Here is a 24,439-nt window from a genome sequence, read left to right on the forward strand (position 1 = left end):
CACCTATGAAAAAGCTAATTTTAGGTATAGCAATTATAGCTTCAACTTTTGCTTTAGCACAAAAGAAGGAGAAAAAAGATCCAGCTGCTCTGAATACTGAAATTCAGGCTGTTAATAAAACAGCTATGGATGCATACAATGCAAAAAATTATACAGTTGCAGCTCCAAAGTTTTTAGAACTTTATAATCTGTTAAAAGACAATGGGCAAGAAGATAAGACCTATATGTATTATTCAGGTTTGAGTTATGCATTAGCAAATAATCTTGATGAGTCTATAAAAATTTATACAGAACTTGTTAATTCAGGGTATACAGGTGTTCAAACCACTTATACAGCTAAAGATAACAAAACTGGTCAGGTTTCAGGTTATGATAAAGCTACTTGGGATCTCCTAAAGAAAACTTCTTCTAAAGATTATTCAGATTTTAAAGCTGAGCAATCTAAAAGTGTAGAACCAGATTTATATGAAACTTTGTCAACTTTGCTTTTAAATGCTAAGAAAAATGATGAAGCTTTGGCTATTATTGAAAAAGGATTAGCTAAATATCCAAACAATGCTAAACTTAAAGAATATCAGGGAACTGCATTATATGCATCTGGTAAAACTGATCAGTTTATGACTAATCTTAAAGATCAATTAGCTAAAAACCCGACTGATGCTACGAATTGGTATAATTTAGGTGTCTTGCAGTCAAAAAATCCAGCGACAGTGAATGATGCAATTGCTTCATTTACAAAAGCTTTGGAGTTGAATCCTAAAATGTCTAATGCTCACCAGAATTTAGTTTATACTACAATTGGCGATGATGCTAAAGCTGTAGAAGAAATCAACGGACTTAGAAAATCAAATCCAGATAAAGCGACAGAATTAATTGAAGCTCGTAAAGAAAGATTTGCTAAGGCTTTACCTTATGCAGAAAAATGGTATCAGGTAGAACCAAATAATATTGATGCAGTACAAATCCTAAAAGATGTTTATGCAATGCTTAAAAATCAGCCTAAAGTTGCTGAAATGAAAGCTAAAGAAGCTGCTCTTCAAGCTGCTGCACCAGCAAAATAATTAAAATAAGTTTTTTATTTACATAAAAAAATCCGTTTCTATTTTAGAAGCGGATTTTTTAGTTAGAGATTTTAATCATTGGTTTTCTCAGCAAAACAAAAAATATTCCCCAATTTTATGCTGGAATATCCATTACTCTTAATTTTTGAAGAATTAATCATTGCTTTTGCTAAAACATCTGTAGGTAAAGGTTTTTGACTTTCGAAAAGTCCGAGTGTATTCGCAAATTTTATTATTCTGCTTCCTAAAACTTCTCCGGTTCTTTCCGAATCTTTTCTTTCAAGCATTCCCGGTTTAAAGATGGTGATTTTATTGAAATGTAACTTTTTTACGGTTTCTTCCAGTTCACCTTTCATTTTAGAATAAAATATTTTCGATTTAGGATTTGCTCCGTAAGCAGAAACCAAAATATAGTCATCCACATTATTTTCTTTGGCAGCTTTTGCAAATTCATACTGATAATCGAAATCAACCTTTCGTTGAGCTTCCTTACTTCCTGCATCTTTTAAAGTTGTTCCAAGACAGGAAAATGCAACATCACCTTTTACAGAATCTTTCCATTCATTTGGTTTTTCAAAATTTACAACATGTATTTTTAATTTATCATTTTGAATGTCAATATTCTTTCTCACGAAAATATTCACTTCTTCAAAATCTTCATCATTGAGCAATTGATTTACTAAATCTTTTCCTGTAGCACCTGTAGCGCCGATTACGAGAGCTTTCATAATAATGTGGTTTGTATGATGGTATTTTCTTTCTTAAATTTACTAAATTTGAGAGAATTATTTAAGATAAAAGATAAAAGATAAAAGATAAAAGATAAAAGATAAAAGATAAAAGATAAAAGATAAAAGATAAAAGATAAAAGATAAAAGATAAAAGATAAAAGATAAAAGATATTCTAAATAAATCTTAGATCAATTATAATTTATCACTTATCAATTATTTCTTATTACCAATTACCAATTACTCATACTAAATGGATGCCAACGAAATTTTAGATTATTGCCTTTCAAAAAAAGGTGTGACAGAAACTTTTCCTTTTGATCAGGAAACATTGGTGGTGAAAGTAGGAACAAAAATGTTTTTACTTATGTCTTTAGAAAAACAACCATTAACAATTGCAGTAAAGAATGATCCGGAATGGAGTTTAGAGCTTAGAGAACAACACCCACAAATTACAGGCGCCTTTCATATGAATAAAACCCATTGGAATTCTGTTTCTTTAGATGGTTTAAGAAGAGATTTAATTTTAAAAATGATTGACCAATCTTATGATTTGGTTTTTAAATCTTTGACGAAGAAAGCAAAGGAGGAAATTGAAAATTCTTAAGATATTTACTATCTATTAATAAATTTTCATCATAAACATTTTCTGTGAAAAAATATAAATTATTTTAACGTAGTGAATTGAAAATATTTGTAAACTCCAATAAACAAGCTATTTAACATAATAAATTTATCTAAAAAAAGTGATAATTAATGTTGTGTTTATGAATTTTTTTATTTTTCTTTGAAGCGTTCAAACATAATTGCGCAATAAAGTTTAAACACAAATTTTAATTTTAACTTTAAAAATTTATTACAATGAAAAAAATTATTTTAGGACTGTTTTTCACGGTTGGCATTTCAGGAATTGCTTTAGCAAATAATTTAATACCTATTGTTTCTGAACATAAAATGGAAACAAAAGTTATAACGAAGGAAAACGGGGATAAAAAACAAGTTATAACCTATAACTATGTGAATGGTGTTTTATTTTCTTGTACAATAGCTATTCACACACAAATTAAAGATAATTGTGGTTATGTTATTGGAACGCGCAAAGAATCTTATGAGGCTTCAGGAGGCGCTTGCAATGGTATTGAAGGCGGATTAGCTATTTATAGGAAAACAGAGCATCTGCTATCTGGAAATTGTCATAGTTTCATAGAGAAATTGCAGAATAGTGTATATTAAATTTGTATGCGAAGAATTTATTGTCTCTTATTATTTTTGTATCTACAAGTTTATTTCTCTCAAAATACTATTGTAGAGTTTGCTGTTTTTACAGATAGTGATGAAAAAACATTTTTAAACGAATTTCTTCTGATAACACCTTCTAAAGAATCTGTTTACATGACAAACAGCAATTATGATTTTAGCTCAAAAAATGCTTTACGAGGAACGTTAGAAGATAAAAATGCAAAAATTACAACATTTATAAAATCTACAGATAAGTCTATATTTGAATATAAATGGAAAGTACCTGAATTACAGTGTCTGATTGAAGATAAGTTGATATATAAATGGACTATTTTAGACGAGACTAAGGAAATTTTAGGATACAAATGTTATAAGGCAAAAACTAAATTTAGAGGAAGAGAGTGGACGGTATATTTTACTTATGAAATTCAGGTCAATGCAGGACCATGGAAATTTAAAGACTTGCCAGGTTTAATTTTAGAAGCAGAAGATTCTGAAAAACAATTCAAGTTTGCAGCAAGTAAAATTATCCTTAATTCTAAAGTAGAAATTCCTGATATAATTTTAAACTTTTTTGAAAATAACAAAAATAAATTTGTTGATTATAAATTTTATATAGGTAAGGAAAATGCTATGTTTAAGGATATTGATAGTCGTCTTGCTGCGAACAGACCAAAAGGGTTAGTGCTAAAAGAAGAATTTGGTATAAGAGATTGTGATATCGAAAGATCTTTCGAATGGGAAAATGACTCTAAAAAACCTTAATGAAATATATATGTTTACTATTCTTAATATTATTTATGAAAGTCTCTTCGCAAACGGAGATCAAAGGATTAATACTATCAGAAAATAAGCAAAATATCTCAAGGGCTAATGTGGTTCTTACTGACTCACAGGATAATATTATAACTTTCGTCTTTAGCAATAAAGACGGAAGTTTTTTATTAAATACCGATAAGTTTGGTAATTTTACATTAAAGGTTTTTGCAATGGGATATGTAAATAAAAGTATTCCTGTTTCTTTTATCCGAAAAGGTACAATCATAGATCTGAAAACTGTAGAATTAGAAACCGATAAAGTAAGAGAAATTAAGGAAGTTGTAATTACTCGTAAAACTCCTGTCAAAATTAAAAAAGACACCATTGAATATAATGCTCAAAGCTTTTCTAATGGCACAGAGCAGAATGTAGAGGAGTTACTGAAGAAGCTTCCTGGAATTACAATACAAAGTGACGGGAAAATAAAATTTGGTAACAAAGAAGTTGAAAGGGTGATGATAGAAAATGATGATCTTTTTGAAAGAGGCTATCAGACACTTACTCAAAATATGCCCTCAAAACCTTTAGATAAAGTTCAGGTTCTTAAAAATTATTCTAAAAATAAACTCCTCAAAAATATTGAAGATTCAGAAAGTATTGCCCTTAATCTTACTTTAAAAGAAGATGCAAAAGGTAAATGGTTTGGAAACATTTTGTTGGCTTCTACAAGTTATAAGGAAGATATGCACCAAGGAAAGCTTAACCTGATGAACTTTACAAAAAGAAAAAAAGTATATATTCTGTTGAATGCCAATAATTTGGGTTTAAACGAAATGAAAGGTGTAGAATATCTTATTAATCCAAGCTCTGAAAATGATGTAGAAAATGTGGGAACTAATATCAATACCCTTTCAACGGTAAATTTGCATCAGAAAAACTTTCTGTTTGATGATATGCGCACCAATTTTAATAATGATAAACTAGTTTCACTCAATTATATTTACAACTTTAAAACCGATTGGAAATTAAAGTTTGTAACGATTTTCAACGAAATAGAAAATGGAAACTACATCAATTCTTATTATAAATTTAATTTTAACGGTTTAGATTTTATTAATACTGAGGACAAAATCTGGAAGCAAAATAACAAGAATATTGTTGGGAAACTAGAACTTTCAAAAGATTTTAAAAATAATTCAAACCTGCAATTTTATAATAAATTTTCATATTTAAATGAAAATAATAACAATATTTTTCTATTTAATGAACAGCTAAATAATCAAATTGGTAAGAACAAGCTTTTTGCTAATGAGAATAGGCTGACTTACACCAAGAAAATAGATTCTTCTAAAGCTTTGGTTGCGGTAGTAAGATATATTTTCCAAAACAGACCATACGACTTTACTGATGAAAATGACGTATTTTCTAATATTCTGAATAATCCTGAAGCCCAAAAAGTAAATCAGACCATTGATTCTAAAATGAACTTTGGAGGTTTAAAATTTTCTTATCTTAAAAAATACGCTGAAGAAAATAATTTGGAGCTACAACTAGGAAATGAATTCAGAAAAGATTATCTAAACTCAAATCTTAAAGTTTTTAATTCTGCTAATGAAGTTGTAAGCTTTAATCAATCAGGTTTTATTAATAATACAGATTATCTGCAGAATACCGTCTTCGGACAAATAAAATATGGTAAAAAAACTAAAAAATGGAATTATGGTTTTACTGTTTTAAATCAAATAATACATTCTGATTTAAATCAAAATAAACAAGATGGGTTTTATATTTCTCCTTCTGCGAGTATCGGATATCAAAACAGAAAAACCGGAAATTTTAATTTGAATGCTGGAAGAAAATTTTCAACCATTTCTATCAATGATGTTTACACCAATTACATTTACCAAGGTAATAGAAATTTAAGACAAAATAATACATCATTTGCTGCTCTGCCAGATTATAACTTTGGATTTAGTTATAATGTTGGTGAACAAATGTCTCAGTATCTGAATTTTAATATCAATTTTTTCAGAAGCGAAGATTATCTGTCAAATAATATGATTGTTAATCCTAATTATACGTTTAATCAAACCATTTTAGTGAAGAATAACAGCAACTTATCTTCAAATTTAGAATTGAGAAAATATTTGAAATTTTTAAAATCTAGATTGAGTATTTTAGGTTCTTATATGTTATCAGATTATGAAAACAGTGTGAATAATCAACAATTAATAAAAACAAAATTTACCAATTGGAAAGCCGGTTTTGAAATGAAGTCTGGCTGGACGAAATTTATCAATTATGAATTTGGTTATGAGTGGGCATTCAATGCTATTTCTTCTGATGTGAATTCTAACGATTACATGGATCAAAAAGGTTTTGCTAATTTATATTTTACCATAAATCCACAATTAAGAATAGAATCATTTTTAGAATACTATAAATTTGGAAACACAGATCAGAAAACGACTCAGTTTTGGGATATTAAAGCAAATTATACTTCGAAAAAATATAATATGAGTGTTTTTGTTCAGGGAAATAATCTTTTAAATTCGAATAGTATTCAACGATATTCGATATCTAATATTAGTGAGAGTTTGTACACTCAAAGGTTAATTCCGCGCCATATTGTTTTTGGAATTAATAAGAATTTTTAAAACTTAAAGGCTTCTGTCAATCTTTTATCTTCATCCAATCTTTCAATCAATTTTTCAAGACCTTCAAATTTTATTTCCTCATGCAGGAAATCTCTGAACTTTACAGTAATATTTTCGTCATAAATATCTCCTTCAAAATCAAGAATATAAACTTCAACGGTTAGTTTTTCCCCATTTACAGTTGGATTGGTTCCAACGCTCAACATTCCTTTATATTGTTGATCTTTGATGAAAACTTCAACAATATAAGCTCCTTTTTTAGGAAGCAATTTTATGCTTTCATTTTCGATATTGGCAGTTGGGTAACCAATCGTTCTACCCAATTTTTTCCCATGAACAACAGTTCCTGAAACAGAGTAGGAGTAACCCAACATTTCATTAGCTTCTAAAATATTTCCATTCAGCAAAGCATTTCTGATTTTTGTTGAACTGATATTATTTTCGTGAATGTTTATGGCTTCCATTTGTTCGACTTCAAAATCTAATTCTTTTGAAAGTTTTTGAAGCAATTCGAAATTTCCGCTTTTATTTTTTCCGAAAGAATGATCGTAGCCGATAATTAAATATTTTACATTTAATTTTTTAACTAAAATCTGCCTTACAAATTCTTCTCCGGTAAGATTTCGAAATTCTTCATCAAATTCTTTAAGAAATAAATTATTGATGCCATATTTTTCTATCAATAAAGTTTTTTCATCCAATGTATTCAGAAGCTTTAAATCTTCATTAGGATTAAAAACAAATCTTGGATGTGGCCAGAAAGTAAGAACTGCAGTTTCCAGATTATTATCAGAACCCACTTTTTTAAGCTCATCAATAATGCATTTATGACCAAGATGAACTCCGTCAAACATTCCTAAAGATAAGGCTAAAGGCTTTTGGGAGGGATAATCGCTGAAATTTCTGAAAACTTTCAAATGAAAAAATTTTGACTGCAAATATAAACATAATGTAACAATGTATCATTATAACAGTTTATCAATATATTTATAACAACAAAAACATTGCATTTTATAGATTGGAAAATTGGTAAAAAAGCATGATAAAAATCTTTTTTTTAGCAATTGCAGGTTTGTGAAGAATCATTATATTTGCACCAAGAAAAAATTTAGCAATGGCAAACCAAATTAAAGGAAAAATTTCTCAAATTATTGGTCCTGTAATCGACGTAGTTTTCAATAATGTAGAAGCTATTCCAAGTATCTATGATGCTTTGGAGATTACAAAAGAAAACGGTGAAAAAGTAGTATTAGAAGTAGAGCAGCATATCGGTCAGGATACAGTAAGATGTATCGCAATGGATGCAACTGATGGTCTTAAAAGAGGTCAGGATGTAATCGGATACGGAAATCCTATTATCATGCCAATCGGTGATGCAGTAAACGGAAGACTTTTCAACGTTGTTGGTGATGCTATCGATGGACTTCAAAATATTTCTAAGGAAGGTGGTCTTCCAATTCACAGACCAGCTCCAAAATTTGATCAACTTTCAACTTCTGCAGAAGTTTTATTCACAGGTATTAAAGTAATCGACTTAGTTGAGCCTTACTCAAAAGGAGGTAAAATTGGTTTGTTCGGTGGTGCAGGTGTAGGTAAAACGGTATTGATTCAGGAGTTGATTAACAATATTGCAAAAGGACACGGTGGTCTTTCTGTTTTTGCCGGAGTAGGTGAAAGAACGAGGGAAGGAAATGACCTTTTGAGAGAGATGCTAGAATCAGGTATTATTAAATATGGTGATGAATTCATGCACTCTATGGAAAACGGAGGTTGGGATCTTTCTAAAGTAGATTTAGAAGTAATGAAAGATTCTAAAGCGGCATTCGTTTTCGGACAAATGAACGAGCCACCTGGAGCAAGAGCAAGAGTAGCGCTTTCTGGTCTTACTTTAGCTGAATATTACAGAGACGGTGGTGAAACAGGACAAGGTAGAGACGTACTTTTCTTTGTTGATAACATTTTCCGTTTTACACAAGCTGGTTCTGAGGTTTCTGCACTTTTGGGTCGTATGCCTTCAGCGGTAGGTTACCAACCAACTTTGGCTTCTGAAATGGGTGCGATGCAGGAAAGAATTACTTCTACTAAAAATGGTTCAATTACTTCAGTACAGGCAGTTTACGTACCTGCGGATGATTTAACTGACCCGGCTCCTGCTACAACTTTTGCTCACTTAGATGCAACTACAGTACTAGATAGAAAAATTGCTTCATTAGGTATTTATCCTGCGGTAGATCCATTGGCTTCTACGTCAAGAATCTTGGCTCCGGAAATTATTGGTGAAGAACATTATAACTGTGCTCAAAGAGTAAAAGAAATTCTTCAGAGATACAAAGCATTGCAAGATATTATCGCAATTCTTGGTATGGAAGAACTTTCTGAAGAAGATAAATCAGTGGTTTATAGAGCTAGAAAAGTTCAGAGATTCTTGTCTCAGCCTTTCCACGTTGCAGAACAGTTTACAGGTATTCCGGGATCATTAGTAGATATCAAAGACACAATCAAAGGATTTACAATGATTATGGATGGTGAATTAGATCACTTACCGGAAGCTGCTTTCAACCTGAAAGGAACTATCGAAGAAGCGATCGAAGCTGGACAAAAAATGTTAGCTGATAACGCATAATTTTTGAATGCTTTATGCCTAAAGCTTAAAGCCTAAAGCCTAAAAAAATGAATATAAAAATTTTAACACCAGAATACGTAGTTTTTGAAGGAGAAGTAGACTCAGTATTGCTGCCGGGAAAAAATGGTGAATTCCATTTAATGAAAAACCACGCAGGAATTGTTTCTTCATTATCAGGTGGTAAAGTAAAGCTATTTGCAAAGTCTATCGACGAAGCTTATGCTAAAAATTTTACTAAGGAAAATGAAAATCAAACTGAAGTTTTTTCTTACACAATCAAAAGCGGTGTTGTAGAATTTAATAATGATAAAGGAATCATCCTTTGCGAATAATTAAATTGAGAAGCTAAATATATTTTCAAGAAAGTGTAACTTTGGTTACACTTTTTTTATGCTTTGTAAAAATTTGATTTTATGAAAAGAAATTTAATCATGTTCTTTACAGTTTTGAGCCTTATTCTAAATGCTCAACTTATTAAAACTAAAAGAGGCATTGTAAGCTTAGATGGAATTCACGTTGCGAAAATCTCAAGCAAATCCGGAGAATATACTTTTATGGATTTGAAGGAAACACCGATTTTCACGATGCAATTTGTCGATAAAAGTATTGTAGACTCAGTACGTGATAGTTATGTAAAACTAAATCGTGTCTACAATCGTGAAAAAACGCTAGATATGGATTATATTTCTCCTTCAGCATTTTCGGGTGATGAGAAATCAGCAGTTTATACGTGCATCAAAGCTTTGAAAATTATTGATGAAAGAGGAATCAATATTAAAAATTTGGATGAAGTTTTCAAAAATATGCCGAAAAGAAAACTTGATGCTAAGACAAAAGAAGCTTACACAATCCGAACAAAAATTGATAAACTCAATATTACCATTAATAATGTGGGTGAAATTTTAAGTAATGGTGTTCCCGTTGGATATTTTACAAACTTACCGGTAAGTTTTGGTTCTGAAGATACAATTTCTGACAAAACTTTTGTTGATATTGAAATGTATGATGCTAAAAGTAAGTTAGTTGGAAAATATAGCACGACAACAAAAAGAATTACCACAGCTGGAGGAAAAGTTTTTACCTTATACAGAGAAATGTCGGGACGTGCTTCGATTTTAAAATTTCCAACGTACAAAGCTCTTGCAGAAAGAATGGCAATTCTGGATCCGAATTTTATTAAAATTAAAGAAAAAGTAGAAGTCGGAGAAGTTGTCAAAGATGGTATTGAAAAAGACAAAAAATAAATTTCATCGACTTTAGCCAAAACTTAAAAAATCAAAAATCCTGAAAATTATTTTAGGATTTTTTGTACAATTTGTCATTCCGTATTAATCTAAACTTAAATTTTAAAATGTTATTTCTTAAATTCCTGCGGAATGACAAATCCGATCTATATTTTTATAATATTTGGATTACAATTAAACTTTTTAAAATACTTGGAAATCAGTATTTTAAAAATAAAGCTTTAAATTTTACAAACTCAAAACAATTCCATTCTCTTTTAATTGCTGAATTGGTTTCGAAAACCAAAATAATTCAAAATCTTCAAATTTTTCTTCAAAATTAACCTTAAGTTGCTGAAGTGTAATACGTTTCGGATTTTCAAAAGTATTTTCTGTAATAATTTTTATCAACCAACCTGCCTTTTCCTGCTCCAATTCAACCTTTACAATATTCGTTCTTAAATGGAACGTAATTTTCGTGTACGCCCATGAGTTTTGTTTTTTTGTTTTTATGTAATTCTCAGCGATTACGTTTTTAGCTAAAAATATTATTTTGGAATTGCCTTTAAAACTAAATTGGTTTTCATCCAAAAGACTGTCATGAATATAATCGGGATGAATAGTTGTTTTCGGTATTTTAAAATCGAACCAATCTTGCAAAGGAATTTCAAAATTAATTCCGTGCATGAAGTTGAACAGAGATTTTTTTAAACCAAAACTAAATTTACTATGATCGATTCCGGTTTTATCTTTGAAGTCGATATCATTGTTGGCAAACTTTATTTCTTGTTTTATTTGAATGACTCCAAACTCTTCAGGATTTTGTCCGACCGGAGAATGTGCCGTCATTGCGAATTGATGCCAAAATCCACTTTGTAAAATTCCCATTTCAAAAAGTTGACGAACCATTTCCAAAGAATCTACCGTTTCCTGAATCGTCTGAGTTGGGTAACCATACATCAAATAGGCATGAACCATAATTCCCGCTTCAGTAAAATTTCTTGTTACTCTTGCAACTTGATCTACAGAAACTCCCTTATCAATTAATTTTAGCAATCGGTCGCTTGCAACTTCAAGTCCGCCCGAAACGGCAACGCAGCCCGAAAGTTTTAAAAGAAAACATAAATCCTGAGTGAAGCTTTTTTCAAAACGAATATTTGTCCACCAGGTTACTATAAGATTTCTTCGCAAAATTTCTAAAGCAACTTCTCTCATTAGCGCAGGAGGAGCAGCTTCATCTACAAAATGAAATCCGGTCTCGCCAGTTGTTTTAATTAATTCTTCCATTCTGTCAACCAAAATTTTTGCAGAAATGGGTTCGTAAATTTTTATGTAATCTAAAGAAATATCGCAAAAAGTACATTTTCCCCAATAGCAACCATGTGCCATTGTCAGTTTGTTCCATCTTCCGTCACTCCACAAACTGTGCATCGGATTGGCAATTTCAATGACGGAAATATATTTATCTAATTGTAAATCAGTATAATCCGGAGTTCCGATTTCCGATTGCTTATAATCATGTTTAATAGAATCATTTTTATAAATAACTTGCTGATTTTCAATAAGAAATGTACGTTTGTACTTTTTGTCAGGAGTTAATTTTTCATTATTAATTATTAATTCTAAAGGAACTTCACCGTCATCTAATGTAATGAAATCAAAAAATTCAAAAACTCTTTTATCTTTAATTTCTCTTAATTCAGTATTCGGGAAACCACCACCCATTGCAATTTTAATGTGAGGGTAATTTTCTTTGATAAATTTTGCTGACCGAAAAGCTGAATATAAATTTCCAGGAAAAGGAATTGAAAAGCATACCAATTTAGGTTGAACTAACTCTAATTTTTTGTGAAGAATTTTTAAAGTAAAATCATCAATAAAAGTTTGTTCACTCTGTAGTTTTGAATATAATTCATCAAAAGAATTTGCACTTTTTCCCAATCTTTCAGCATATCTACTGAAGCCAAAATCAGAATCAACGTTTTCAACTATATAATCAGATAAATCTTCTAAATATAAAGTAGCCAGATGTTTAGCCTTATCTTGAAGTCCCATATTTCCGAAAGCAAAATCCATGTCATCGAGGTGATTGAAACGGGAAGCTTCCGGCAAAAAATTCATCGAACAAATCTGTCTCGCCAATGTAGGATTTTTATTCTGAAGAAATAAAATAACCTGATCTATTGTTTTTAAATATTCTTCTCTTAACGCAAAAATTCTCTGTGAGTTTTCTGATGTGCTTTTTAAATCAATTTCTGTATCAAAAATCTTCTGAATTCCTTCTTTTGAAAATAATTCTAAAATTACTTCAATTCCCAAATCCATTTGATAGCTTGAAAAATTTTTGGTATTTAAAAAACCTTTAATATAAGCTGTCGCCGGATAGGGAGTGTTGAGTTGCGTGAAAGGAGGAGTGATGAGAAGAAGATCTTTCAAAAGTAATTTTTTGCAAATTTATTGCAAATCTTTTAGTTTTTGCCACGAATGCACGAATTTATTTAATGCATGAAAAAGATATTCGTGTATTCTTGGCAAAAAAATACAATAAAAAACCGTCAGAAAAATTCTAACGGTTCTATATATTAAATAAAAATCAGATTACATTTGTTTGTATTCGATGTTCATTTGTTTTTCCATTTCTGCATATTGACCAGATTCTAATTTTTCTTTGATGCCTTCGAAAGCAGCTAAAGTTTCGTTAATTTCTGAATCTGTATGTGAAGCTGTAGGAATTAATCTCAACAAAATCATTCCTTTTGGAATTACAGGATATACTACCACTGATGTAAATACTCCGTAATTTTCTCTTAAATCTTTAGCTAAAAGCGTTGCTTCAATTGTTGTTCCCTGAATGAAAACTGGTGTTACACAAGTATTTGTGTTTCCAAGGTTGAAACCTCTTTCTTTCAATCCGTTCTGAAGTTTAGTTACGTTTTCCCACAATTTATCTTTAATTTCTGGGCGTGTTCTTAATAATTCCAATCTTTTCAAACCTCCAATTACCATTGGCATTGTTAAAGATTTAGCAAAAATCTGAGAACGAAGATTATATTTTAAAAATCTGATAATCGTTTCATCTCCTGAAAGAAATGCTCCGAAACCAGCCATTGATTTAGCAAAAGTTGAGAAGTAAACATCAATTTGATCCTGACATCCTTGCTCTTCACCAGCTCCGGCTCCTGTTTTACCTAAAGTTCCGAAACCGTGTGCATCATCAACCAAAAGTCTGAAATTAAATTTGGATTTTAAATCACAGATTTCTTTTAGCTTCCCCTGCATTCCTCTCATTCCGAAAACACCTTCAGTAATCACTAAGATTCCTCCGCCATTTTCTTCAGCAACTTTTGTTGCTCTTGCTAAGTTTTTTTCTAAACTCTCAATGTCATTATGTTTGAAAGTAAAACTTTTTCCCATGTGAAGACGAACTCCGTCAACGATACAAGCGTGAGAATCTGCATCATAAACGATAACGTCATGTCTTGTCACCAATGCATCGATACAAGAAACCATTCCTTGGTAACCGAAATTTAAAAGATAAGCAGCATCTTTTTGAGTAAATTCTGCCAATTCTTTTTCCAGTTGTTGATGCTGTTGTGTTTCTCCAGACATTGCTCTTGCTCCCATCGGATAAAACATTCCGAATTCTGCTGCAGCTTTTGCATCAGCTTCCAAAACTTCAGGATGGTTACAAAGACCTAAATAGTCATTGGCACTCCAGAAAATTACATCTTTACCTTGAAATTTCATTCTCGGACCAATCGGACCTTCCAATTTTGGGAATACAAAATATCCTTCTGCGTAATCTGCAAACTGACCTAGAGGTCCTGGATTTTGTTTAATTCTTTCAAAAATATCTACCATTGTAATTAGTAAGTTTTATGTAAAAAAGCCTTTTGTGATTTACAAAAAGGCTTCATTTGTATCTTTATAAAATTTTTATTTGATGATTTCTGTTTTAAAGACTTCTTCGTAATTGTGGAAACAATTGTTGACGAAACCTTGCTCAGCCATCCATTTATCACTGTAAACTTTAGTAATATATCTTGATCCGTGATCAGGGAAAATTAAAACGACCAAATCATTTTCTGTAAATTGATGAGAATTTGCATATTGCATTAATCCCTGTGTAACAGCTCCGGTTGTATAGCCTCCCATAATTGCTTCTTTTAATGCAATTTCGCGAGTTCTGTATGCAGACATTTCATCATTTACTCTTACAAATTCATCAACTTTATCAAAAAGAAGTGCAGAAGGAATTAAATTTTTTCCCATACCTTCAATCTGGTAAGGATGTACATCTTCTTTATGAATTTCTCCTGTTTCGTGAAAACTTTTCAAAATAGATCCATCTGCATCAACACCGATGATTTTGATGTTTGGATTTTTTTCTTTTAAAAATTTTGCAGAACCTGATAAAGTCCCACCAGTTCCTGTACAAGCAAAAAGGTGTGTAATCTTACCTTGAGTCTGTTCCCAAAGTTCAGGACCTGTAGTTTGATAATGTGCATCAACATTCAGCTCGTTAAAATACTGATTGATATACACAGAATTTGGAGTTTCAGCGGCAATTCTCTTTGCTACTTCATAATATGATCTCGGGTCATTCGCAGGTACATTCGCAGGACATACATAAACTGTAGCACCAAGAGCTTTCAGATAAGCTATTTTCTCAGGTTTTGTTTTGTCGCTCACCGCTAAAATACATTTATATCCTTTAATGATACAAACCATAGCAAGTGAAAAACCTGTATTTCCGGAAGTGGTCTCTACAACTACAGAATCTTCCTTTAATAAACCTTTTTTCTCAGCGTTTTCTATAATATGAAGTGCGATTCTATCTTTAGTGGAATGTCCAGGATTATATGATTCTAACTTGGCATAAATGGTTGCAGGTATTTCTTTTGTGACGGTATTTAATCTTACCAAAGGAGTACTCCCAATCAAGCCAAGAATATTATCGTAAACATTACTCATTATTTGTTATTTTTCAATAAAAATCTGACCGCAAAAATACAAAAAAATAAATTATTTTTAAACTTTTAGTTCATTTTAAGTTCGCTAATTATATAAATACGTGATTTATTTTTGCTTTCAGCTATCCGAAGCAGGCAAAAACTGCGCCGATTTTTTTAAATTTTGTTAAAATCAATATAAACTAATCTAAAAACCTTATTTTCGCATAATTGATTTTATACTATGAAAAACTGGACTTTTAGGCAATGGAACACCGTTCTCGGATGGGTGACTTTCGTCATTGCATTTTTCACGTACTTATCGACCATAGAACCCAACTTTAGTTTTTGGGATTGTGGTGAATACATTTCTTCAGCAGTAAAATTAGAAGTAACTCACGCTCCGGGAGCGGCATTATTTCAAATTGTGGGAGCAGTAGCTGCCATTTTTGCTTTAGGTAAGGGTGAAAATTATTCAATCGTTATCAATGCAATGTCTGCATTATTCAGTGCATTTACAATCCTGTTTTTGTTCTGGACGATTACTCATTTTGTAAGAAGACTTTTAAACAAAGACTTCGAAGAAATTACAAGACATCAGGAAATTTCAATTCTTTTTGCCGGTGTAATTGGAGCTTTGTGTTTCACATTTTCAGATACATTTTGGTTTTCTGCAGTGGAAGGTGAAGTTTACTCGATGGCGTCTATGTTTATTGCGCTTTTGGTTTGGTTAATTACTAAATGGGAAAACGAATATCTAGAAAAGGACAATGAAAGATGGATTATTTTAATCTTCTTTATATTAGGACTTTCTGTAGGAGTTCACATGATGGGAATGCTTGCAATTCCTGCAGTATGTTTAGTTTATTACGCAAGAAACTACAAATTCACTTGGTTGAATTTCCTTTGGGCAAACTTAATTACTTTAGGAATTTTAATTCTAGTTTTTAAAATCATTTTCCCGGTAATCATGTCGTTATTCGGAAAATTAGAAATATTCTTCGTGAATGGTTTAGGACTTCCTTTCCACTCAGGAACGATTGCTGGTTTTATAATTATGGTAGCGCTTTGCTATTTTATGATTAAATATGCGAGACAGGCGAAGAAAAATATTTTTCAGACTGTAGCTTTATCGGTAGTTTATATGATTATTGGTTTCTCTTGTTGGATGGTAATTCCGATCAGAGCTAATGCAAATCCACCGATGAACCTTAATGATCCTGATACTGCAATTGGCATGCTTGATTATTACAACAGAGAGCAATATGGAGACTGGCCAACAATTTATGGTCAAAACTACACTGCTTTCTTAGATGCAAACGGAATTCAGAAGAACGAAGACGGAAGTTTTAAAACAACTAAAACAGGAGAAGTTTACGAAAAAGATGAAAAAGCGGGTACTTACAGAAAAACTAGTGAGCGTTTTAATTATGTTTTCGACAAATCTCATGTAAGTTTAATGCCGAGAATGTTCAATGATGATAAAGATGTAATGGCAAATTACATTTCTATGTACGGAGCACCGGATTTTAAATTTAATTATGCTAATGAAGATATTGCAGATAGTCCTGAAGCAGAAGAAATCTTTAAGGAATTGAGAGCTAAATATGAAGACGGATCTATTACAGCTGCAGATTATTTAAAAGTAAGACCTTATAATTTAATTACTGTTCAGAAGCCTTCTTTGGCTCAGAATATGGAATATTTTATCAATTTCCAAAATGGATATTATTTCCTTAGATATTTGATGTGGAACTATGTTGGAAGACAAAATGACCTTGAAGGAAACAGCGAAAACACAAAAGGAAACTGGATCTCAGGAATCGCTCCAATCGACAATGCACTTTGGGGAAATCAGGATGCAATGCCTGCAAAATTCAAAAATGAAAGTACAGTTGCATTCTTCTTTTTACCTTTACTTTTAGGGATTTTGGGATGTTATTTCCAGTTTAGCAGAGACTTCGGAAGATTTTACGCTATTTTATCTTTATTCATATTAACAAGTGTCGGAATTATTTTCTACACCGGAGTAAAACCTTTCGAACCTAGAGAAAGAGATTACGCAATGGTAGGTTCATTCTACGCATTTGCCATTTGGATTGGTTTGGGAGCAGGAGCAATTCTATGGTATTTACAGTCTAAAGTAAAGTCAAACGCTGTAAATATAGGTTTCGGAGTAATTTTGTTGGGAGTTCCTTTTATGATGGGTTTCCAGAATTATAATGTTCACGACAGAAGCAATAGATATACAGCTTACGATTATTCATATTCAGTATTAAAATCATTACCAAAAGAAGATATTTTATTTGTTTACGGAGATAACGATACGTATCCGGTTTGGGCAATGCAGGAAACTGAAAGATTCCGAGATGATGTGAAAGTGGTGAACTTTACTTTGCTTTCAACGCCTTGGAACATCGATCAGGTAAAAAGAAAAACATATAATGCGAATGCAATTCCAAGTCAGCTTTCTCACGAAGATTACAGAGATGGTGTAAACGACCAAATCTATTTGATGAAAAACAACGACTGGAAAAATATTATTGCTAATCTTCAACAAGCCGGAGCTCCGGAAAGTGCAATCGCGCCATTCCAGAAATATTTGGTGAAAGATTCGATGACTTTGAAAGAGGCAATGGATTTTATTAAAATTAAATCTCCAGAAAAAGATGAAGTTTTAAAAATGATTTTTGGAGAAGAACGTTATGACAAATATAATTTCCTTCCGGTAAATAAATTTGTAATTCCTGTGAACAAAGCAAATGCTGTAAAAGCTGGAATTATCAATGCTTCAGATCTTCCAAATGCGGTTGATTACATTACGGTTGATTATAAAGCTGGAACTTTATATAAAAACAACTTGATGATGTTTGATATTTTGGCAAACTTCGACTGGAAAAGACCAATCAATTTCTCTTCTGGGGGTGTTTATGATAAAGAAAATATTTTCTATCTGGAAGAATATCTTCAGTTTGACGGGTTCAGTTACAGATTGGTTCCGATTCGTACGCCGAGAAGTGCAGACGGAGAAATGGGAAGAGTAGACGCAAACTCATTATATAATGTTGTGAAAAACTTCAGATGGGGTAATTTCAAAGACTTGAATGTACATTTTGACGAGACTGCAACTTCAAATATTATGAGCTACAGAAGTTCAGCAAGTAGAGCAGCAGCAGCTTTAGCATTATCAGGACAAAAAGCAAAAGCTTTGGAAATATTAGATATTGCAGCAAGAGAAATTCCTGCTGAGAAATACAATGATCCTCGTTCTTTAAGCTCAATGGTTTACGGATATATTATTGCAGGACAGGAAGAAAAAGGTCTAAAATTAGCGGAAGTTCTTAAAAAAGGAATTTTTAGCGACTACGATTATTATTTGTCATTAAGCAAAAGTGAGCAGAGATTTGTTGGAAGAGATTTAAGTTCAAAACCAATGGAATATTCGTTAGTTGTGACTTCAGTTACGGATGCTTACAAGAAATTGGGGCAGAACGAAAAGGCTTACAATTATCTTGTAAAATCTATCGAACCTATTGACAAGAAATTTAATGTTTTCATTAAAGATCTTCAGCAAATGGGCAAAGAAAAAGCAATGAAAGAATCTGAAAACGTACAGCGAATCACACCTTTCTATCAATATTTATTTGATGTGATGGAACCATTTGATTCTACTTACTCTAAAGAAAAAGAAGATCAGATTACCACTGCAATTATCAAAGCAACTCAATAAATAGATACTTAAAACGGAACTTCGGTTCCGTTTTTTTGTGTTGATATTCCTGAAATTTAGAATTATATTTGTGCAACTAAAAAAACGCAATGGCTGAATCTCAAAACAAGAATCTCCCAATCTACGCTTTATTTTTTGCAATTATTGCAAAGCTTTATTTTTTGTTAACGCATCACATTCAGGAGGATGCTTTCATCACTTGGCGGGTTGCTCAAAATCTTATGGATTATGGAGTGATTGGTTTCAATGGAGATACAAAAATATCGGCATCAACAACACATTTGTATGTTTTCGTTTCCTATATTTTCAATATGATTTTCGGGAAAGAAAATTTTATTGAGCCGTTGCTTATCTTTAACACGGCACTTTTCACAATCGGAAGCTTATTTCTGTCTCATGTTTTGTTTAAAAATAATTGGCATAAAGCAATTTTTATCTTTTTATTTGGAATTTTGCCGCCATCAATAAAGATTTCAATTCTTGGAATGGAATACGGAATTCTGTTTTTCCTTGAAATGGCTTTACTTTATTATGGCTTTAAAAAAGAGAAAAAATGGGCATTCCTTTTACTTCCGACTTTGATTCTGGTTACCAGAATTGATACCGTAATTTTCCTTGGAATTGTATTTTTAGTTGACATTTTCTGGAATAAAAAAATAAGATGGAGTTATATTTTAGGCGGAATTTTTGGGGTTGCAGTTTGTGTTTCGTTCAATTGCTTTTACTTTGGTGAATTGGTAAATAATACGATTGTTGCTAAAAAATTGGCTTACGATAAGGTTTATACTTTACATCAAAACTTCGAATATTTCAGATTAAACTATGGTAACTTTTGGGGAATGCTAAAATTACCTGGAAACTTTAATCCAGTTACAATTGTTATTATTCTTTTTGAATTTCTTTGTTTTATTTATTTAATCAGGCAACGAAATAAAAGAAATTACTTTTTATGGATCATTTTTCTATTTGCATGGTCAAAACAGATTATTTTCCTTTCTCAAAAAAGCCTTTTCGATTGGTATTATTGGGTTCCGCAGATCTTACTTTTCGTTCCAATTTTGGTTTTTGTATTAGAGCAGAAAGTGAAAAGAAATCTTTGGTTGACTTTGTTAATTTTAATCTATATTTTACCAATGTTGGCTTTTCAAACAGTACATTCAATCGCAACAGGAAACGGCGAATGGAATTACAGAAGATCAATCGGATTATTTCTAAATACCTACGAAAAAGATAAGAAACAATGGATTTTGCTGGAACCGGCTGGTTATGTTCCGTATTTTTCAGGTTTAAAAACAATTGATGAAGTAGGTTTGGTTGACAAGCAAATTCAAACGGAAATTATAAAAGACAAACCCAATTATTGGCTAAACACCGTTAAAAACAGAAAACCAAAATATTTACTTTCGTACAATAATCTATTTGAAGGAAAAGATGCGGAATATTATAAAGAGAATTACAGACTTCTGAATGAATTTAGAATAAATAATTATCTAAAAAGTGAATATCCAATTTTAGAAAAAATTTATAAACTGAAACCTTCAGGAACAGACTATAATTTATACGAAAAAATTAAAAAATAATGTGATTTAAAGATGGGTTTTGGGAGCTTAAAGTTTTACAATTACGAAAATTCTTCATCTCTAAAAACACTATAACTCTCAAACTCAATATTAACCTTAATCTCAACCTAAATTAATGAAATACGGTGCTTTTCTACGTGGTGTCAATGTAAAAGGAACCAATATGAAAATGGTAGAAGTCTGTCAGGTTTTCAAAGATGCCGGAATGGAAAATATAAGCTCGGTTTTAGCTTCTGGAAATATTATTTTTAGTTCCGATAAAAATGCAGAAGATTTAAAAGAAATTCTTGCAAAAGCAATGTCTGATTACTTTAACTATCAAGCTTTTCTTTTTGTTAAAAATTCAGAAGAAACAGAATTGTTTTGGACTAAAAATCCATTTGAAAAAAATGAAGCCTTTCATACGTATGCATTTGTTGGAAACGAAAATGTAGAAAATGTTCTGATGAAAGAATTTGAAAGTGCTTCAAAAACTGAAAACGAGAAAGGCGAAATTGTTAACAATATATTTTATTGGCAGATCACGAAAGGAAATACACTAGATTCAAGTTTTGGAAAAATTCTAGGTAAAAAAAGTCTGAAAGATCAGTTTACCAGCAGAAATATCAATACTTTTGAGAAGATTCTTAAGAAATTCTAGTATTTTCATCGTCATTGCGAGGAACGAAGCAATCTTATATTTTTAAATAATTAAACAATTTTTAATTCCAAGAATCGTTTGTTTTTTAAGTCTCCAAATAATTTCCAATTATAAAACTTTCTCAGTATTTTTACTGAACTTTTAATTTAAACAAAAAATGATTCAACATTTAAATAACATACAGCACAAAGACTCTAAAAACTTTTTTTTAATTGCCGGACCTTGTATTATTGAAGGCGAAGATATGGCTTTAAGAATTGCCGAAAAAGTAATTGAGCTGACTAATAAATACAATATTCCGTATATTTTTAAAGGAAGTTTTAAAAAAGCCAATAGAAGTAGAGTAGATTCTTTCACAACCATAGGTGAAGAAAAATCTTTGGAAATCCTTAAAAAAGTGGGGGAGACTTTCAATATTCCGACAACAACAGATATTCACGAAAATGAACACGCTGCTTTAGCTGCACAATATGTGGATGTTTTACAGATTCCTGCTTTTTTGGTTCGTCAGACAGATCTTTTGGTTGCAGCAGCAGAAACAGGAAAATGTGTAACGTTGAAAAAAGGACAATTCCTTTCTCCGGAATCAATGAAATTTGCAGTTCAGAAAATTACAGATTCAAACAACGAAAAAGTTGCGATTATTGAAAGAGGAAATTCTTTCGGATATTCAGATTTAATCGTTGATTACAGAGGAATTCCTACAATGAGAAATTATGCACCTGTAATTTTGGATGTAACGCATTCTTTGCAGCAACCCAATCAAAGTTCGGGAGTTACAGGAGGAAGACCAGATTTAATTGAAACAATTGCAAAAGCGGGAATTGTAGTAGGCGCAGACGGACTTTTCATTGAAACGCATCCAACTCCTGAAACAGCACTTTCAGACGGCGCGAATATGTTAAGACTGGATTTATTGGAAGATTTATTACAAAAACTCACAAGAGTAAGAGAATCTATACTATAATTGTTAAAAAATACTTAATTTTAGAAATTCTAAATAATTCCTTTTGAAAAAACTAGTTTTACCACTAAGCCTTATAGTACCGGTTTTAGTATTCTCACAAACAAAAAAGAGAGATACTACAGCAAGAGTTACCAATATTGAGGAAGTTGTTTTCCAGAAAAAAGTGACCGGGAGAACCAACGATGTGACCGCAGTAAGAATTTCAGCTAAAGATGCCAAAAATGTCGCAAGTATTTCTGGCGGTGTTGAAGGAATTCTGAAAACGCTTCCGTCGGTGAATTCAAATACCGAGCTTTCTTCGCAATATATGGTTCGTGGTGGAAACTATGACGAAAACCTTATTTACATTAATGATATTGAAATTTATAGACCTTTCTTGATTAGAAATTCTCAACAGGAAGGTTTAAGTATCATCAATCCCGATATGGTTTCTACAGTAAATTTTTCAGCAGGAGGTTTTGAGCCGAGATATGGTGATAAAATGTCTTCGGCTTTAAATATTTATTATCGTGAACCAAAAAAGTTTGAACTTTCAGGAGAAGCGAGTTTAATTGGAGGTAGATTGACGACGGGTTTCGCTTCAGGAAAAGAAGATGAAAACGGGAATAAAAAATTCACTGCTTTATTTTCGGGAAGATATAGAAATACGAACTTGGTTCTGAATACTTTAAATGAAGATACAGATTTTAACCCTGTTTACTATGATTTTCAGTCTTATCTGAATTATCACGTCAACACCAAGCTTTCACTGTCATTCATCGGATATTATTCTAAGAATGATTATGATATGATTCCGAAGGAAAGAAGTGTAGATTTTGGTTCGGTTAATCAGCCAATTAATCTCTCTGTTTTTTATAATGGTAAAGAAAATGACCAATATAAAAATATGATGGGAACGGTTTCTGCAAACTATAAAGCTTCCGATAAATGGAGATTTACATTAGATAGTTTTGCGTATCAAAACCGTGAAAAAGAATATTATTCGATTGCCTCAAGCTATATTTTACAAACTTTTGATCCTATTACAGGAAATCCTATTACTTCGTATGACGTTGGCGGACAAATAGAGCATGCAAGAAATGATTTATTTGTGAGAACTTATGGAACACAATTCAGAACCCGTTTTTCACCCAATGTAAATACGGATATTGAATTAGGTTTTAAATATGAAAAAGAAAACTTGCAGGATTTGACCAATGAATGGAAATTGGTAGATTCATCGGGTTACAGCATTCCACATCCAATTGATGATCCGAGAATTCCTGATGCTTCAGATTTAGATTTATTTTACAGTATTTCGGGAGCCAATCATATTCAGCCAACAAGATTATCTGCTTACGCACAATATTCTCAGAAATTTTTCTGGGGATCAAGTAAAGTTTTGGTGAATGGTGGAGCAAGAGTAGCACATTGGAGTTTTAACGATGAAACTATTTTCTCACCAAGAGCTCAGTTTGCCATTAAACCTGAATGGAATACCGATATGTGGTTCCGACTTTCGGGAGGAGTTTATTATCAAGCTCCTTTTTATAAGGAAATTAAAGATTTGAACGGTAATTTTAATCCAAATATTAAATCTCAACGATCAATTCAGGCAATTTTAGCCAATGAATTAGAGTTTGAATACGATAACAGACCGTTTAAGTTAACAACAGAATTGTATTACAAGAAAATGGATAATGTGATTCCGTATTATATGGATAATGTGAGAATCCGTTATTCTGGTAAAAATAATGCTTCTGGTTATGCTTACGGAGTGGATACAAGATTATTCGGTGAATTTGTTCCGGGAGTAGATTCTTGGCTTTCTGCAAGTTATGCAAGAGTTTTTGAAAATATTGATGGAAGAGGAAATATTCCAAGACCGACAGATCAACGTTTTAGATTTGCCATGTTTTATCAGGATTATATGCCTAAATTCCCACAAATGCGTGTAAATCTTACCTTAACCTACGCAATGGGATTACCAAACGGAGCGCCGGTTTTCACAGATCCTTACCAATATCAGAAAACTCTGCCTTCTTATAAGCGAGTAGATTTAGGTCTTTCTTATGCGTTTGTAGATGCTAAAGAGAAAAAACAAACGTATGGTTTCTTGAGTAATTTTGATGAATTGACTTTAGGAGTTCAGGTTTTTAATGCTTTTAATATTAATAATACCGTTGCTAACCAATGGATTACGGATGCTAATACAAGTTTAATGTATCCGGTTCCGGTTCGTTTGACGGGAAGATTCTTTAATGTAAAATTAGAATTTAAAATAAAATAATATTTAATGC

Annotated in this window: 18 protein-coding genes; 13 read left to right on the top strand and 5 right to left on the bottom strand. The window is 31.7% G+C overall.

Translation table 11 applies throughout. The features are described from left to right. Positions 1-5: 5 nt before the first annotated feature. Complete coding sequence (locus tag OF897_RS05925) at positions 6-1,061, top strand: tetratricopeptide repeat protein (protein ID WP_267264769.1); 1,056 nt, start codon at positions 6-8, stop codon at positions 1,059-1,061. A 71-nt stretch (positions 1,062-1,132) separates the two neighbouring features. Here the strand turns inward: OF897_RS05925 and OF897_RS05930 are convergent, their stop codons facing one another. Further along, positions 1,133-1,789: an NAD(P)H-binding protein gene (locus OF897_RS05930; protein ID WP_267264770.1), complete on the bottom strand. Its 657-nt coding sequence runs from the start codon at positions 1,787-1,789 to the stop codon at positions 1,133-1,135. 254 nt (positions 1,790-2,043) lie between these two features. Between OF897_RS05930 and OF897_RS05935 the strand changes: the two genes are divergently transcribed. The 4 genes from OF897_RS05935 (at position 2,044) to OF897_RS05950 (ending at position 6,445) form a co-directional block, all read left to right on the top strand. Continuing rightward, on the top strand, positions 2,044-2,397 hold the full coding sequence (locus OF897_RS05935) for an MmcQ/YjbR family DNA-binding protein (RefSeq protein ID WP_267264771.1): 354 nt from the start codon (positions 2,044-2,046) through the stop codon (positions 2,395-2,397). A gap of 254 nt (positions 2,398-2,651) precedes the next feature. Beyond that, positions 2,652-3,023 (top strand): hypothetical protein, encoded by a 372-nt coding sequence (locus OF897_RS05940; protein WP_267264772.1) that lies wholly within the window; start codon positions 2,652-2,654, stop codon positions 3,021-3,023. A 6-nt stretch (positions 3,024-3,029) separates the two neighbouring features. After that, a complete protein-coding gene (locus OF897_RS05945) occupies positions 3,030-3,794 on the top strand; it encodes a GLPGLI family protein (RefSeq protein WP_267264773.1) in 765 nt (254 codons plus the stop codon). Between the two features lie 35 nt (positions 3,795-3,829). Next, the gene (locus OF897_RS05950; protein ID WP_267264774.1) at positions 3,830-6,445 is read left to right on the top strand and encodes a carboxypeptidase-like regulatory domain-containing protein; all 2,616 of its coding nucleotides are present in this window, start codon (positions 3,830-3,832) and stop codon (positions 6,443-6,445) included. Here the strand turns inward: OF897_RS05950 and OF897_RS05955 are convergent. Further along, complete coding sequence (locus OF897_RS05955; protein WP_267264775.1) at positions 6,442-7,362, bottom strand: bifunctional riboflavin kinase/FAD synthetase; 921 nt, start codon at positions 7,360-7,362, stop codon at positions 6,442-6,444. The genes OF897_RS05950 and OF897_RS05955 overlap by 4 nt on opposite strands. A gap of 197 nt (positions 7,363-7,559) precedes the next feature. On the opposite strand from OF897_RS05955, the gene atpD reads away from it, so the two are divergent. The 3 genes from atpD (at position 7,560) to OF897_RS05970 (ending at position 10,312) form a co-directional block, all read left to right on the top strand. Further along, a complete protein-coding gene (gene atpD, locus OF897_RS05960) occupies positions 7,560-9,068 on the top strand; it encodes a F0F1 ATP synthase subunit beta (RefSeq protein ID WP_123885006.1) in 1,509 nt (502 codons plus the stop codon). A 47-nt stretch (positions 9,069-9,115) separates the two neighbouring features. Next, positions 9,116-9,400 (top strand): FoF1 ATP synthase subunit delta/epsilon, encoded by a 285-nt coding sequence (locus tag OF897_RS05965; RefSeq protein WP_267264776.1) that lies wholly within the window; start codon positions 9,116-9,118, stop codon positions 9,398-9,400. An 81-nt stretch (positions 9,401-9,481) separates the two neighbouring features. Next, complete coding sequence (locus OF897_RS05970; RefSeq protein WP_267264777.1) at positions 9,482-10,312, top strand: hypothetical protein; 831 nt, start codon at positions 9,482-9,484, stop codon at positions 10,310-10,312. A 228-nt stretch (positions 10,313-10,540) separates the two neighbouring features. Here the strand turns inward: OF897_RS05970 and OF897_RS05975 are convergent, their stop codons facing one another. From OF897_RS05975 to OF897_RS05985, 3 genes are all read right to left on the bottom strand, one after another. Beyond that, the gene (locus tag OF897_RS05975; RefSeq protein WP_267264778.1) at positions 10,541-12,727 is read right to left on the bottom strand and encodes a B12-binding domain-containing radical SAM protein; all 2,187 of its coding nucleotides are present in this window, start codon (positions 12,725-12,727) and stop codon (positions 10,541-10,543) included. Positions 12,728-12,889: 162 nt separating this feature from the next. Further along, a complete protein-coding gene (locus OF897_RS05980; RefSeq protein WP_267264779.1) occupies positions 12,890-14,152 on the bottom strand; it encodes an aminotransferase class I/II-fold pyridoxal phosphate-dependent enzyme in 1,263 nt (420 codons plus the stop codon). 75 nt (positions 14,153-14,227) lie between these two features. After that, positions 14,228-15,265 (bottom strand): PLP-dependent cysteine synthase family protein, encoded by a 1,038-nt coding sequence (locus tag OF897_RS05985; RefSeq protein WP_267264780.1) that lies wholly within the window; start codon positions 15,263-15,265, stop codon positions 14,228-14,230. 222 nt (positions 15,266-15,487) lie between these two features. Here OF897_RS05985 and OF897_RS05990 point away from each other — a divergent pair, with 222 nt between their 5' ends. From OF897_RS05990 to OF897_RS06010, 5 genes are all read left to right on the top strand, one after another. Beyond that, a complete protein-coding gene (locus OF897_RS05990) occupies positions 15,488-18,973 on the top strand; it encodes a glycosyltransferase family 117 protein (RefSeq protein WP_267264781.1) in 3,486 nt (1,161 codons plus the stop codon). An 89-nt stretch (positions 18,974-19,062) separates the two neighbouring features. Beyond that, positions 19,063-20,553, top strand: a complete 1,491-nt coding sequence (locus OF897_RS05995; protein ID WP_267264782.1) for a hypothetical protein — start codon at positions 19,063-19,065, stop codon at positions 20,551-20,553. A 115-nt stretch (positions 20,554-20,668) separates the two neighbouring features. Then, positions 20,669-21,193, top strand: a complete 525-nt coding sequence (locus OF897_RS06000) for a DUF1697 domain-containing protein (protein WP_267264783.1) — start codon at positions 20,669-20,671, stop codon at positions 21,191-21,193. A 157-nt stretch (positions 21,194-21,350) separates the two neighbouring features. Then, a complete protein-coding gene (kdsA, locus tag OF897_RS06005) occupies positions 21,351-22,160 on the top strand; it encodes a 3-deoxy-8-phosphooctulonate synthase (RefSeq protein ID WP_267264784.1) in 810 nt (269 codons plus the stop codon). 43 nt (positions 22,161-22,203) lie between these two features. Then, complete coding sequence (locus OF897_RS06010) at positions 22,204-24,429, top strand: TonB-dependent receptor plug domain-containing protein (RefSeq protein WP_267264785.1); 2,226 nt, start codon at positions 22,204-22,206, stop codon at positions 24,427-24,429. Positions 24,430-24,439: the final 10 nt, after the last annotated feature.

Source organism: Chryseobacterium formosum (assembly GCF_026460885.1).
In the GTDB taxonomy this organism is placed as follows: domain Bacteria; phylum Bacteroidota; class Bacteroidia; order Flavobacteriales; family Weeksellaceae; genus Chryseobacterium; species Chryseobacterium formosus.

Excerpts from the sequence above, each read along its gene's own strand:
- atpD (WP_123885006.1), top strand. The coding sequence starts at position 7,560 with ATGGCAAACCAAATTAAAGGAAAAATTTCTCAAATTATTGGTCCTGTA.
- OF897_RS06000 (WP_267264783.1), top strand. The coding sequence starts at position 20,669 with ATGAAATACGGTGCTTTTCTACGTGGTGTCAATGTAAAAGGAACCAAT.
- OF897_RS05980 (WP_267264779.1), bottom strand. The coding sequence starts at position 14,152 with ATGGTAGATATTTTTGAAAGAATTAAACAAAATCCAGGACCTCTAGGT.
- OF897_RS05990 (WP_267264781.1), top strand. The coding sequence starts at position 15,488 with ATGAAAAACTGGACTTTTAGGCAATGGAACACCGTTCTCGGATGGGTG.
- OF897_RS05930 (WP_267264770.1), bottom strand. The coding sequence starts at position 1,789 with ATGAAAGCTCTCGTAATCGGCGCTACAGGTGCTACAGGAAAAGATTTA.
- OF897_RS05970 (WP_267264777.1), top strand. The coding sequence starts at position 9,482 with ATGAAAAGAAATTTAATCATGTTCTTTACAGTTTTGAGCCTTATTCTA.
- kdsA (WP_267264784.1), top strand. The coding sequence starts at position 21,351 with ATGATTCAACATTTAAATAACATACAGCACAAAGACTCTAAAAACTTT.
- OF897_RS05935 (WP_267264771.1), top strand. The coding sequence starts at position 2,044 with ATGGATGCCAACGAAATTTTAGATTATTGCCTTTCAAAAAAAGGTGTG.
- OF897_RS05995 (WP_267264782.1), top strand. The coding sequence starts at position 19,063 with ATGGCTGAATCTCAAAACAAGAATCTCCCAATCTACGCTTTATTTTTT.
- OF897_RS05945 (WP_267264773.1), top strand. The coding sequence starts at position 3,030 with ATGCGAAGAATTTATTGTCTCTTATTATTTTTGTATCTACAAGTTTAT.
- OF897_RS05985 (WP_267264780.1), bottom strand. The coding sequence starts at position 15,265 with ATGAGTAATGTTTACGATAATATTCTTGGCTTGATTGGGAGTACTCCT.
- OF897_RS05965 (WP_267264776.1), top strand. The coding sequence starts at position 9,116 with ATGAATATAAAAATTTTAACACCAGAATACGTAGTTTTTGAAGGAGAA.
- OF897_RS05925 (WP_267264769.1), top strand. The coding sequence starts at position 6 with ATGAAAAAGCTAATTTTAGGTATAGCAATTATAGCTTCAACTTTTGCT.
- OF897_RS05950 (WP_267264774.1), top strand. The coding sequence starts at position 3,830 with ATGAAAGTCTCTTCGCAAACGGAGATCAAAGGATTAATACTATCAGAA.
- OF897_RS05940 (WP_267264772.1), top strand. The coding sequence starts at position 2,652 with ATGAAAAAAATTATTTTAGGACTGTTTTTCACGGTTGGCATTTCAGGA.